Genomic DNA, 12,504 nt, shown 5'->3' with positions numbered 1-12,504 from the left:
CACCAGCACCAGCCACGGAAGCACCGTCGCGGCGCCCGTCGTCCCCTGTCATCCCGGCACCCTCAGCCTCACGGCGAAGCCCTCGTCCTCCGGCCCCGTCTCCAGCGAGCCGCCGAGCAACTCGGCACGCTCACGCATTCCCAGCAGACCGTACCCGGCTCCCGATGCCGCGAATTCCCCCGGCGCTCCCCCCGAATCGGTCACGTCCAGCGCGACTTCCCCCTCTCCGTATGCGAAGCACACGGTCACCTTGGCCCCCGGCGCGTGCTTCCGTACGTTCGTCATCGCCTCCTGTGCCACCCTTCGCACCGCCTGCGAAGCCTCCGCGGGGAGGGCCCGCCGCTCGCCGGAGACCGCGACCGACGCACCGTCCGTCCGGGCGAGCTCCCGCAGGAAGTCCTCGACGGGAGTCATCTCGCCGCGCAGCGCCGACAGCGCCTGCCGCGTCTCGGCGAGCCCCTCGGCAGCCATCGCGCGCGCCGCCACGACCCGGCCCAGAACCTGTTCCCGGTCCGCGTCACGCTCGATCAACAACCGGGCCGCCTCCAGGTGGACCAGCTGCGCGGAGAGGCTGTGCGCCAGCACGTCGTGGATCTCCCGGGCGATACGGGCACGCTCTCCCAGAGCCGCCGACTCCGCCTCCGCGGCCCGCGCTGCCCGCTCCTGCGCGAGCAGCCGCTGCGCGTTGCCCCGCGCCTCGGCGTCCATGCGCAGGACGTACCCGGCGAGACCGAGCCCCACGGTGACGGCCGCCGTGGTGGGCCAAGGATCCTCGTTCACCACGGCGAACGCCCCCAGTGACGTCAGCGCCCCGAGCACCCCCACGGCAAGGGGCAGCCGCTCCAGCGCGAACATCGCGCAGGCGCACCACAGCACGGCCGCGGGTGTGTCGAGCCCGGCCCCCTGCGCCGCCACGCCCGCCAGCAGCAGCACGCCCCACGACATCAGGGCCGGCCATATGCGCCGCTCCAGGGTGACGTGGATGAACCACGCCGCCGCCCCCGCGCAGAGAATGATCACGAACAGCGCCAGTGCGAGGCCCCAGCCGGGCATCTCCCGCCGCGCGAAGGTGCTCCACAGCAGCATGCTGATGAACACCGCGCGCACGACCCAAGTGAGCAACCGGCGGGGCCGTGTCAGCTCCTCCTGAGTGAGCGCCTCCCGCGCGGGCCAGCGCGTCCAGATGTCACGCGTCACGCCCGCTCCTTCCTCTCGGTGCGGCCACCGTGTCACCGTACGGCGCCGGTGAGTGCCGGGCCCGAGCGGAGGGTGTGGGCCCGCAACTCCAGAAGGCCGGCACGCACCAGCAGGGACGCCGCCAGGGCGAGGAGCAGCGCACCCGTGCCTTGGTGGATGCCAATGAGCAGGCCTATGCCCATGAGCCCGAACCGCGAGGCGATGCCGACGACCCACACCACGGCTGTGGCCTTGGTGCCGCGGCTCCACACGGATCCGTCCTGCTCGGCCCAGACATGGCTGGTGCGGGCCCAGGCGATGCCCATCAGAAGGCCTATGAGCACCTCACCGCTGAGCAGCGCAAGCGACTCCGCCCGGTGGCCCGGGTCGATGAGGCCCGATTCCGTCAGGCCGCAATAGGTGAGCACGGCGGGCACCAGCCACCAGCGCCGGGCGTCGGTCAGTCGCTGCGGCTTCATCTGGCGTATGACGACGAGCGCTATGACTGCGGGGATCAGCAGCACTTGGGCGAACCCTGACATCACGGCCTCCGATGACGTGCGCGAACGGTGAAGTACGACGTCATCGAAGTTACGGACTCGGCCCGGCCGGGAGATCGGAGCAGGGGTGGATCACGGGTGGATTAGCTGCCTCCACCCGAGGGTGGAGGCGCCCGACGTGGCGGCTCGGCGGACGGGCGGCGAACCAGCCGACAGCCCGGCCCGCCAGCTAGCCAGCAGGCCACCGGCATGCCGCCTGGCGAACGCTGCCCGCCTGACGCCCAGCGAGTCCCCGCACCCCGCACCCCACTACCGGCTACCGGCTACCGGCTACCGGCTACCGGCTACCGGCTACCGGCTACCGGCTCGTGCCTAAGCGTCGATCCGCGAGCGGTCCAGCGTCGCCGCGGAGCTCGTGATGAACTCCTTGCGAGGGGCGACCTCATTGCCCATGAGCAGGTCGAAGACGTGCTCGGCCGATTCGAGGTCGGTGATGTTGATACGGCGGAGCGTGCGGTGGCGCGGGTCCATCGTGGTCTCGGCCAGCTGATCGGCGTCCATCTCACCGAGGCCCTTGTAGCGCTGGATGGAGTCCTTGTACCGCACGCCCTTGCGCTCGAACTCGAGCAGGGTCTCCCGCAGCTCGCGGTCCGAGTACGTGTAGACGTATTTGTCCTGGCCCTTCTTGGGCTGGGTCAGCTCGATGCGGTGCAGCGGCGGGACGGCGGCGAAGACGCGGCCCGCCTCCACCATCGGCCGCATGTAGCGCTGGAAGAGGGTCAGGAGCAGGCAGCGGATGTGCGCGCCGTCGACGTCGGCGTCCACGAGCAGAATGATCTTGCCGTAGCGGGCCGCGTCGATGTCGAAGGTCCGGCCGGACCCCGCTCCTATGACCTGGATGATCGCGCCGCACTCGGCGTTCTTGAGCATGTCCGAAACGGACGACTTCTGGACGTTGAGGATCTTGCCGCGGATCGGCAGCAGGGCCTGGAACTCGGAGTTCCGGGCCAGCTTGGCCGTGCCGAGCGCGGAGTCGCCCTCGACGATGAAGAGCTCACTGCGGTCGACGTCGTCGCTACGGCAGTCTGCGAGCTTCGCCGGGAGCGAGGAGGACTCGAGCGCGGTCTTACGGCGCTGGGCGTCCTTGTGCTGCCGGGCAGCGATGCGCGTCCGGGCGGCGGCGACGACCTTCTCCATGACGGCGCGGGCCTGCGCCTTGGCATCCCGCTTGGTGGAGGTCAGGAACGCCTTGAGCTCCTTGGCGATGACGTTGGCGACGATGCGGTTGGCCGCCGACGTGCCGAGGACTTCCTTCGTCTGGCCTTCGAACTGCGGCTCCGCCAGGCGAACGGTCACGACGGCCGTCAGCCCCTCCAAGGCGTCGTCCTTGACGACGTCGTCCTCGGCGACGCGCAGCAGCTTCTGGGTGCGCAGCACCTCGTTCACCGTCTTGGTGAGCGAGCGCTCGAAGCCGGTGACGTGGGTGCCGCCCTTGGGCGTGGCGATGATGTTGACGAAGGACCTGATCGCCGTGTCGTAGCCGGTGCCCCAGCGCAGGGCGACGTCCACGCCCAGCTCGCGGGTGACCTCCGTCGGCGTCATCTGACCGTGGTCGTCGAGTACCGGAACGGTCTCCTTGAAGGTGCCCTGCCCGGAGAAGCGCAGGACGTCACAGACCGCCTTGTCCTGTGCCAGGTACTCACAGAATTCGCTAATGCCACCGTCGAAGCGGAAGGATTCCTCACCCTTCGTGCCCCCCTCACCGAGGCCGTACTCGTCACGGACCACGATGGTCAGGCCCGGCACCAGGAAGGCGGTCTGGCGCGCGCGCTGGTGCAGGTTCTCCAGGCTGAGCTTGGCGTCCTTCAGGAAGATCTGACGGTCGGCCCAGTACCGCACGCGGGTGCCGGTGCGGGCCTTGGGGACCTTCTTGACCTTGGTGAGACGCGCCGCGGAGTCGAAGGCCGCATCAGGGCCGGACTTTGCGAACGCACCGGGGACTCCGCGCCGGAAGCTGATGGCGTGGGTGTGCCCGGCGCGATCCACCTCGACGTCCAGACGGGCCGACAGGGCGTTCACCACGGAAGCGCCCACGCCGTGCAGACCGCCGGAGGCCGCGTATGAGCCGCCGCCGAACTTGCCGCCCGCGTGCAGCTTGGTCATGACGACCTCGACCCCGGAGAGCCCGGTCTTCGGCTCGACATCCACAGGGATGCCTCGGCCGTTGTCCCGGACCTCTACGGAGGCGTCGTCGTGCAGGATGACCTCGATGTGGTCACAGAACCCGCCCAGGGCCTCGTCGACGGAGTTGTCGATGATCTCCCAGAGGCAGTGCATCAGGCCGCGACTGTCCGTCGAGCCGATGTACATGCCCGGACGCTTGCGGACGGCCTCGAGCCCTTCCAGGACGAGCAGGTGCCGCGCGGTGTAGTTGGAACCGTCCCGGTCGGCTCCTGTCAGCAACGCTGTGGACGTCTCGGCGGTCACGCGGTTCGCTCCTCGCTGAATTTCAAGGGAGGCCCTTGTGGGTAAGGGCCCGGCTTCTGCTGCCGGTGAGAGGGTACCGAGGCCTGGTAGAGCCGTTGTCACGCCACCCTCAAGTCAACCCGCACCGGGTCCAGACTAGTCCAGAAGCGTACGCGTGTTCGATCCCTCGATGGAGTGAAGCGCACGTCACGTTCCCTTCCAGGCATGAACCATTTAGGCTCCGGGCACGTCCTCATGAACAACCGGCAAGCCAGCCGGCGAAGGACCTGACCTGACAGACAGCGCGAAACCGTACGACACGTAAGACACGCAATACGGCTCATTCGCCGCCAACCGGCAGCAGACAGCCTCCTCGAAAGAAAAAATCGAGGAAAAGCCACGAGCGGGAACGTTTTCGGGCTGGTTGGATGTTGACCCTGGTACGACAGCTCGTCGAGCTAGAGAAGAGGCGACGTGACTACTGTTCTGACCCCCGCGAGCCCCCTGACGGCCGCTGACCGCTGCGACCGCTGCGGCGCCCAGGCATATCTGCGCGTCGTCCTGCTGAGTGGCGGTGAACTGCTCTTCTGCGCCCACCACGGTCGCAAGTTCGAGCCGGAACTCAAGAAGATCGCCGCCGAGATACAGGACGAGACGGAGCGCCTGACGGCCGTGCCGGCCAGCGTGACCGAAGAGGAACGCTGACGCCTCGCACCCACGACGAGCGAGCGCCGGACCACCAGACCGGCACGGGCGGCTTCCCCTGCAACCCAGGGGCAGCCGCCCGCTCTCTTTCCCGGCCTCCTGTCGGACGATCCACCCTCCGAGCCACCTGCCGACCGCTAAGCGCCTCCCAGGGGCCCAGGCGAGGCCTCCAGGGGCCCCACGGCGTCTCCGTTGCAGGCCTCAAGAGCTCGTAAACGCGATCCCGAGCCGCCTGGCCTTCAAGGCGTCACCACAGCCCTTCATGCGGCCCAGCGGGGCCCATGGGCCGCCAGGGGCCCTTGCTGGGCCCCAGCCCACAGCAGCTCCTACACGTACCGCTGCACCACCCGAGCGACGTCCGAGACGCGCGTATAGACCCCGGGGCTGTCCGCCCGACCGCAGCCGCTCCCCCACGACACGAGGCCGATGAGCCGCCCGTGGGCGACCAGCGGCCCGCCGCTGTCCCCTTGGCAGGCGTCCCGGCCTCCCTGCGGTTCGCCCGCGCACAGCATCGAAGAGCGCGTGTACGTCCCGTCGACGCTGCCCCGGTAGGCCTGCTCGCACACCGAGTCCGCCAGCACCGTCACGCGCGCGGAACGCAGCGTGCGCGCGTAGTGACCCATCCCCGTCGTATCGCCCCATCCGTACACGGCTGCGCCCGTACCCGGCTCGTACGCGGCGTCCCCGGCACGCGCCATGGGGATGACCTGGCCCTTCGGGAGCGGCTTGGCCAAGGTGAGGACCGCGACATCACCGGCGTTCGTGTACGGGTCGTACTCGGGATTGACCCATACGCCGCGTACCGGAATCTCACTGCCCGCACGGGTGTCCAGGTCCTCGCGGTCGGCGATGACCCTGAGGTCCTTCATCTCCCGGACGGGTACGCCGAGCACCTCCTCGCCCATGCAGTGGGCCGCGGTCAGGACCGTCGACGGGGCGATCACGACGCCGCCGCAGAACTGGCCCGAGCGCGTACCCCCGAACTGGTCACGGCTGGCGAGCGCCACCACCCACGGGCTGTCCGCCACCCGCGCGGGCGCGCCTCCGACGACCACGCTGTCGGCCGCCACAGGCGGCGGGGAAGCCAGCGGCAGGGCGGCCATCGCGGCCCCCAGGGTCAGCGTTCCCACCAGCGCTCGGGCGAAGGGACGACGCATGCGATCTCCTCACTCTGGGTTGCCATCGCGTACCCAGAGTCAACTACCGTCGCGCGCGCCGCACACTCTGCCACGCGGATAGACGGAAGACCCGGAGCCCTTCCCTTGCGGGAGGGACTCCGGGTCTTCCGGTTGTCCTGTGACTCGGCCCGGTGACGCGACGAGGCCGAGGAGCCGGGACCTAGTCCAGGTAGTCGCGCAGGACCTGCGAGCGCGACGGGTGGCGCAGCTTCGACATCGTCTTCGACTCGATCTGACGGATGCGCTCACGCGTCACCCCGTAGACCTTGCCGATCTCGTCGAGGGTCTTCGGCTGACCGTCGGTGAGACCGAAGCGCATCGAGACGACGCCCGCCTCGCGCTCGGACAGGGTGTCGAGGACGGAGTGCAGCTGCTCCTGGAGGAGCGTGAAGCTGACGGCGTCGGCCGGGACGACGGCCTCGGAGTCCTCGATGAGGTCACCGAACTCGCTGTCGCCGTCCTCGCCCAGCGGGGTGTGCAGGGAGATGGGCTCGCGGCCGTACTTCTGGACCTCGATGACCTTCTCCGGGGTCATGTCGAGTTCCTTGGCCAGCTCCTCCGGGGTGGGCTCGCGGCCCAGGTCCTGGAGCATCTGGCGCTGCACGCGCGCGAGCTTGTTGATGACCTCGACCATGTGCACCGGGATACGGATGGTGCGGGCCTGGTCGGCCATGGCGCGGGTGATCGCCTGACGGATCCACCAGGTGGCGTAGGTGGAGAACTTGTAGCCCTTGGTGTAGTCGAACTTCTCGACCGCGCGGATCAGACCGAGGTTGCCCTCCTGGATGAGGTCCAGGAAGAGCATGCCGCGGCCCGTGTAGCGCTTGGCCAGGGAGACCACCAGACGGAGGTTGGCCTCCAGGAGGTGGTTCTTGGCGCGGCGGCCGTCCTCGGCGATGATCTCCAGCTCGCGCTTGAGCTTCGGCGCGAGCTTGTCGGCGTTGGCGAGCTTGTCCTCGGCGAACAGGCCGGCCTCGATGCGCTTGGCGAGCTCGACCTCCTGCTCGGCGTTGAGCAGGGGGACCTTGCCGATCTGCTTCAGGTAGTCCTTGACCGGGTCGGCGGTGGCGCCGGCCGCGGCGACCTGCTGCGCGGGCGCGTCGTCCTCGTCCTCGTCGGACAGGACGAAGCCCTGGGCGCCCTCTTCCGCGGGCTCGCCCTCGCCGGGCTTGCCGACGGCGGGCGTCTCCTCGGTGGCCTCCTCGTCGAGGAACTCACCGGCGTCCTTCTTGGAGGCGGTCTTCTTGGCCGTCGTCTTCTTGGCGGCGGTCTTCTTCGTGACGGTCTTCTTGGCCGTCGTCTTCTTGGCAGCGGCCTTCTTGGCGGCGCCGTCCTCGTCCACGCCTTCGGCGGCCGACTTCGCGGAGGCGGCCGTGGCGGTGGTCTGCTTCACGGTGGTGGTCTTGGCCGCGACCGTCCTGGTCGCGGTGCGCTTGGCCGGACTCTTCGCTGCGACGCTCTTGCGGGGGCGCTTCGGCTCCGCGGCACTGACCATCAGCGTCACACCCTCTTCCTCGAGGATCTGGTTGAGGCTGCGCAGAACGTTCTTCCACTGAGTGGCCGGGATCTGGTCAGCTTCGAAGGCACGACGCACGTCGTCGCCGGCGATCTGCCCATCAGCCTTTCCCCGCTCGATGAGCGCCATCACAGAGACGGATTCGGCAATCTCCGGCGGGAGCGTACGGGATGTGCTGGCCGACACGAACAACCTCTCGGAACGTTGGAAAACGGCTTCCGGCCCCGTCCACCATGGATCGGAGCCGACGACCGACGGCTGGGGATTGTGCCGACGGCGCGGGCGGGACCGTGGAGCTGCACAGCGCCGTGAACGACGTCTGTATTCCCTCCTCGGCTGTCACCTCTTAGGTCATCGCGCTGTCTCTGGGAGCGTTACGCCCAATCTACGTGGCCCGAGTCACACACCGTATGCGTCTAAAAACGTCCAGATCTGGTCAGAGTCGACGAGCATCCGGTGAAGAGTGGTCGTGCCTTCAACCATTAGCTCTTGACTACGGCCGTTTCTTCGGGGCTGCCGACACGTTTCCTCATGCCGGGCTCGCGCGTCCCCAGGCCCGGTGAGCGATCGCCTGCGGCTCCGCTGCTGCCGTTCCGAGGCTGCTGCGCCCGTGTCGCCGGGCCCCCGGCCCCTGGCAGGGCCCCGGGAGTCCGGCGACACGGGAGCGGTCAGCGGAGGGGAAGGCAGCGAAACGATGCTGCGCGGCGCGCACGGCTGCGGTGCCGACGCGTGCGCGCGGTCAGTGCTCGCGAGGAGCGGGCACGACCCGCTCCACCTCCGGGTGGACGGTCAGGAGCTGGCGCGTGGCGGCCTCGGCGGCGGCTCCGTCGCCCGACGCGAGGGCGTCGACGATCCGGCCGTGGTGGGCCAGCGAGGCCTCGGTGGGGCGGTCACAGCCGGTGACGGGGCCGCCGGAGACCTGGAGGGCGGCCGAGACGATGCCGGACAGGTGCTCCAGCATGCGGTTGCCCGCGACCTGGATGAGCAGCGAGTGGAACTCGGCGTCGGCGCGGGCGAAAGTGATCGAGTCGCCCTGGCCGAGCGCGTGCCGCATGATCTCGACCATGTCGGCGAGGCGCTGCTGGACCTCTTCCCGGCCGTGCCCGGCGGCGAGCCGGGCCGCGAGCGGCTCGATCGTCCAGCGGAGCTCGCTGAGCTCGCGGCGCTGGTCGTCGCGCTGCGGGCCGAACGCCCGCCACTCGATGATGTCCGGGTCGAGCAGGTTCCAGTCGCTGACCGGGCGCACGCGCGTGCCGACGTTGGGGCGGGCGCTGACGAGGCCCTTGGCCTCCAGCACGCGCAGGGATTCGCGGACGACGGTGCGGGAGACCTCGAACCGCTGGCCGATCTCCTCCGGGACGAGGGGCCGGTCGGCGCCCAGGTCCCCGGAGACGATCATCTGGCCCAGCTGCTGGACCAGTTGGCCGTGCAGTCCGCGGCCGCGGCTCCCGGCCGCTCGTCGGCCCACGCGGGCCAGGTCCTGGTCGGCGCTGTCCCAGGCGGGCGCGACCACGCGGTCGGCGCCGTGGGCCTCGGCGTAGGGGTAGCGGTCGAGTTCGCCCGGGCCGGCGAGGCCGGTGTCTGCGGAGCGGGCGGTGGTCATCATGGTGTGCGCAAGGGTACTCACGGATTCAGTTGTCGGCCTGGCCCCCAAGTCCCTTGAGGTCTTTGGTGAAAAGCACACGAAAGGGTGATCGCTTACCTCGCTGCAATTGACGCCTTATCGGAAAGAAGTGGCTGTCCTGCGAAGACTTGCGCACAACGCGGGACCGAAAGGCAGTAGAGGCCCGTCCGCGGCCCGCCCAGGAGGCCGACGAGCCATCGGCGGCCGCAGCCCCTCACCCGTGCTCTCCGGAGGCGGCGAAGGCGTCAGCGCGCCCGCCTGCGCCCCGCTGTCAGCAGGTACGCGCCGAGCAGTGCGGCGAGCGACAACATCAGTGCGCTGCCCACGGGTTGAGCCACCATCCTCAGCCCTCCGGCGACGTACCGCTCGGCGCCGAACGGCCACTCCACCAGCGTGAGCTCTCGCAGTCGCCCCGGAAATCCAGCGGCTGATCGAACGGACGGCCCTTCCAGCGCCTTCTGTACGAGCGGTACGACGACGATCGGCACCGCGAGCACCGCGGCGAGTCCGGCGGTGGTGGACCGGAAGACTCCGGCGGCCAGCACTCCGGCCCAAGCACATCCGATCATCAATGAAATCCAACTGACGGTCGCCGAAAGCCAGTCGGAGGGAACTTCTGCGAGCTCTCCTCCGTATACCAGGTGGAGCAGCAAGGCGTCGCACCCCACGGTGAGCCCGGCGAGCAGCAGCGCGGTGGTGGCGGCGACGGCGAGCTTCGCGGCGAGGAGCCCCAGGCGCCGGGGCACGGTACCGCGGTCCGCGGCGAGGGCGGGGTGGCGGAACTCCTCCCCGAAGGCGAGCGCGCCCAGCAGCCCGGCTCCCAGGGCCGCGGGCGGCAGCGGAAGTTCGCTGGGCCAAGCCGCGAGCAGGTGCAGCTGCGGCGTGCGTCCGGTCCGGGCGAGGAACAGGCATAGGAGCGCGGACGAGGCGATCGCCACGGCCACCGTGAGGTATCCGGTGCCGACACCGGTGGCGCGGCGCAGCTCGTAGCGCAGCGGACGCAGCGGGTTCGGTGCCGTACGGAGGGCGATGGGAGGGGGCAAGGGAGACGGCGGGGCCTGCGGTGCGCTCGATGCGCGCGGCGCACTCGAAGCACAAGGTTCACTCGAAGCACGAGGCGCACTGGCAGTACGAGGCGCGCTCGCAGTGCTCGAAGTGGCGCCATCGGTGCCCGACGCGGCAGAAGCGCCGCCGGTGGCGGGCGAGCGCTCAGCCACCGTGTCGTGCGTAGGCGTGGCGACGGCTGCCTTGAGCGACTCTCGCGGCTCGCCGGAGGCGCATGCCGCGGAGCTCACGGGCCCCTGCCGCACTGCGGGGCCGCTCTGCGCGCCCGGCGCGGCTTCGAGCGCCGCGCTGCGCCCCTGCTCCACCGGAGCCCGCTCCCGCGCATCGGCTGCCGCGTGGTCCGCGTCCCCGACTTCGTCGGCGAGTTGATGCACAAGGATGCCGTGGCGGAACGCGGCCTCCCCCACCTCCCCACACGTACTTCCGTAGACCGACAGACGGCTGCCGCCCTCCTGCACCACCTCGACGGACCGGCGCAGCGAGCGGGCCTCCTTGGCGATCAAGGCGGCGAGACGCGCGGCATGCGGGGTGCGCACGGCGACGCGGGGCCTGAGCCGTGTGCGGGCGAACTCCGCCGCATCCTGATCCGCGACGAGCCGCCCCGCGTCCAGGGTGATGACCCGGTCGGCGGTCCGGGCGGCTTCCTTGGCGTCGTCCGTGGTGAACAGGACCGTGCCGCCCCGTGCGGCATGTGCCCGTAGGATGCCGTGCAGCCAGTCGCCCTCACGGGCCGAAAGGCTGCCGGTGGGCTCGTCCAGCACGAGGGTGTGCGGATCCGCGAGGAGCGCACAGGCCAGCCCGAGACGGCGGTCCATCCCGCGGGAGAGCGTGCCGAGGCGCTGTTCGCGCAGGCTGACGAGTCCGACTCCTTCGAGCACGTCATCGGCGCGTGTCACAGGCGCGCCCACCGCGGCGCAGAGCATGCGCAGATGGCCTCTCACCGTGCGCGCCGGATGCCCGGGGACGTCACCGAGCAGGACGCCCACCTCGCGCGAAGGGTGCGCGATGCGGTGCAGTTCCCGCCCTCTGAAGTAGGTGACGCCGCGCCCTTGTTGGAGTTCGAGCATCAAGCGGAGAGTCGTTGTCTTGCCTCCGCCCGAGGCTCCCAGGACCGCGGTGACACGGCCCGTGTGCGCTTGGAAGGAGACGTCGTCGACGGCGGGCGGGAGGTCCTTGCGGGGGTTGCTGGTCAGTCCGATGGCCTGGATCATCGCTTCTCTCGCAGGATGTGCGACCGCTCGCGGGCGGGGCGGGTCCGCCGGATCGGGGACGGACAAGCCCCGTGGGTACCGCAGCAAGATAACGCGACATTTCCGGCTTTTCGCTCAGGGCGTGGACTGCGGGTGTCAATCCCCAGCTCTCACGCGGCCGACGGCGCACCCAAGCCGGACAGCCGGCAGCCGTCGAGCCCGGGCGGGATCAGACGTCGGGCCTCAGCATCGGGGGGTTGAGGAGCGTCGCGCCACCCGCGCGGAAGAGCTGGGCCGGGCGGCCTCCCTGGCGCGTCGTCGTCCCCCCTGTGGGCACGAGGAATCCCGGCGTGCCCGTCACCTTGCGGTGGAAGTTGCGCGGATCGAGGGCGACACCCCATACCGCTTCGTACACGCGCCGCAGTTCGCCGACCGTGAATTCCGGCGGGCAGAACGCCGTGGCCAGCGAGGAGTATTCGATCTTCGAACGGGCGCGCTCCACTCCGTCCGAGAGGATCTGCGCATGGTCGAACGCCAGCGGCGCGGCCTGCTCCCCCTCCCTGCCGTACCCGCCCTGGTGGAGCAGGGCCTCGACCGGGGCCCAGCGCGCGCTGTGGGCGTCACCGCCGGGGCGGGGCGCCGGCAGGTCCGGTGCGAGGGCGAGGTGAGCGACGCTGACCACGCGCATCCGCGGGTCGCGCTTGGGGTCGCCGTACGTGGCCAGCTGCTCGAGGTGCGCACCATTGGCCTGAACCGGACTGTCCGGGTCGTGGGCACAGAGCCCCGTCTCCTCCACCAGCTCGCGCGCCGCGGCCCCCGAGAGGTCCTCGTCCGCCCGTACGAAACCCCCGGGCAATGCCCAACGCCCCTGGAACGGCGGCTCACCACGGCGCACGGCCAGGGCGCACAGGGCGTGGCGGCGCACGGTCAGCACGACCAGATCGACGGTGACAGCGAAGGGCGGGAAGGCCGACGGGTCGTAGGGCGACATGCCGCGATCATAGTCGTCTGCCTGACGATAAACACCTCCTACGCCATCTGCTTCCGGCCCCGCTCCCTGAGGCCCTTCCGTCCGGCCCGTCGC

At 70.1% G+C, this 12,504-nt stretch carries 9 protein-coding genes; 1 reads left to right on the top strand and 8 read right to left on the bottom strand.

Annotated elements, in window-relative coordinates; genetic code table 11:
* Nucleotides 1-48 precede the first annotated feature (48 nt).
* The 3 genes from C9F11_RS30165 to C9F11_RS30155 form a co-directional block, all read right to left on the bottom strand.
* Entirely contained in the window at nucleotides 49-1,197 is a 1,149-nt protein-coding gene (locus C9F11_RS30165; protein WP_138962217.1) for a histidine kinase, read from the bottom strand.
* A 32-nt stretch (nucleotides 1,198-1,229) separates the two neighbouring features.
* A complete protein-coding gene (locus C9F11_RS30160; protein ID WP_138962216.1) occupies nucleotides 1,230-1,718 on the bottom strand; it encodes a CcdC protein domain-containing protein in 489 nt (162 codons plus the stop codon).
* 330 nt (nucleotides 1,719-2,048) lie between these two features.
* Nucleotides 2,049-4,163, bottom strand: a complete 2,115-nt coding sequence (locus C9F11_RS30155) for a DNA topoisomerase IV subunit B (protein ID WP_138962215.1) — start codon at nucleotides 4,161-4,163, stop codon at nucleotides 2,049-2,051.
* A gap of 453 nt (nucleotides 4,164-4,616) precedes the next feature.
* Here C9F11_RS30155 and C9F11_RS30150 point away from each other — a divergent pair, with 453 nt between their 5' ends.
* Nucleotides 4,617-4,847: a hypothetical protein gene (locus C9F11_RS30150; RefSeq protein ID WP_138962214.1), complete on the top strand. Its 231-nt coding sequence runs from the start codon at nucleotides 4,617-4,619 to the stop codon at nucleotides 4,845-4,847.
* A 326-nt stretch (nucleotides 4,848-5,173) separates the two neighbouring features.
* Here the strand turns inward: C9F11_RS30150 and C9F11_RS30145 are convergent, their stop codons facing one another.
* The 5 genes from C9F11_RS30145 to C9F11_RS30125 form a co-directional block, all read right to left on the bottom strand.
* Complete coding sequence (locus C9F11_RS30145) at nucleotides 5,174-6,004, bottom strand: serine protease (RefSeq protein ID WP_138962213.1); 831 nt, start codon at nucleotides 6,002-6,004, stop codon at nucleotides 5,174-5,176.
* A 181-nt stretch (nucleotides 6,005-6,185) separates the two neighbouring features.
* Nucleotides 6,186-7,733: an RNA polymerase sigma factor gene (locus C9F11_RS49695; RefSeq protein ID WP_138962212.1), complete on the bottom strand. Its 1,548-nt coding sequence runs from the start codon at nucleotides 7,731-7,733 to the stop codon at nucleotides 6,186-6,188.
* Between the two features lie 547 nt (nucleotides 7,734-8,280).
* Nucleotides 8,281-9,168 carry a FadR/GntR family transcriptional regulator gene (locus tag C9F11_RS30135; protein WP_138962211.1) on the bottom strand — a complete coding sequence of 296 codons (888 nt, stop codon included), beginning with the start codon at nucleotides 9,166-9,168 and terminating at the stop codon, nucleotides 8,281-8,283.
* Nucleotides 9,169-9,410: 242 nt separating this feature from the next.
* On the bottom strand, nucleotides 9,411-11,441 hold the full coding sequence (locus tag C9F11_RS30130; RefSeq protein WP_138962210.1) for an ABC transporter ATP-binding protein: 2,031 nt from the start codon (nucleotides 11,439-11,441) through the stop codon (nucleotides 9,411-9,413).
* A 208-nt stretch (nucleotides 11,442-11,649) separates the two neighbouring features.
* Nucleotides 11,650-12,411 (bottom strand): NUDIX hydrolase, encoded by a 762-nt coding sequence (locus C9F11_RS30125; protein WP_138962209.1) that lies wholly within the window; start codon nucleotides 12,409-12,411, stop codon nucleotides 11,650-11,652.
* Nucleotides 12,412-12,504 lie beyond the last annotated feature (93 nt).

The sequence above is a fragment of the Streptomyces sp. YIM 121038 genome (assembly GCF_006088715.1).
Taxonomy (GTDB): Bacteria; Actinomycetota; Actinomycetes; order Streptomycetales; family Streptomycetaceae; genus Streptomyces.
The sequence above is the reverse complement of the archived record's forward strand: the minus strand, read 5'-3'. Positions and strand labels throughout refer to the sequence as shown.

Bases quoted from the DNA above. Each gene is read 5' to 3' on its own strand.
- C9F11_RS30160 (WP_138962216.1), bottom strand. From the start codon at position 1,718: ATGTCAGGGTTCGCCCAAGTGCTGCTGATCCCCGCAGTCATAGCGCTC.
- C9F11_RS30145 (WP_138962213.1), bottom strand. From the start codon at position 6,004: ATGCGTCGTCCCTTCGCCCGAGCGCTGGTGGGAACGCTGACCCTGGGG.
- C9F11_RS30130 (WP_138962210.1), bottom strand. From the start codon at position 11,441: ATGATCCAGGCCATCGGACTGACCAGCAACCCCCGCAAGGACCTCCCG.
- C9F11_RS30125 (WP_138962209.1), bottom strand. From the start codon at position 12,411: ATGTCGCCCTACGACCCGTCGGCCTTCCCGCCCTTCGCTGTCACCGTC.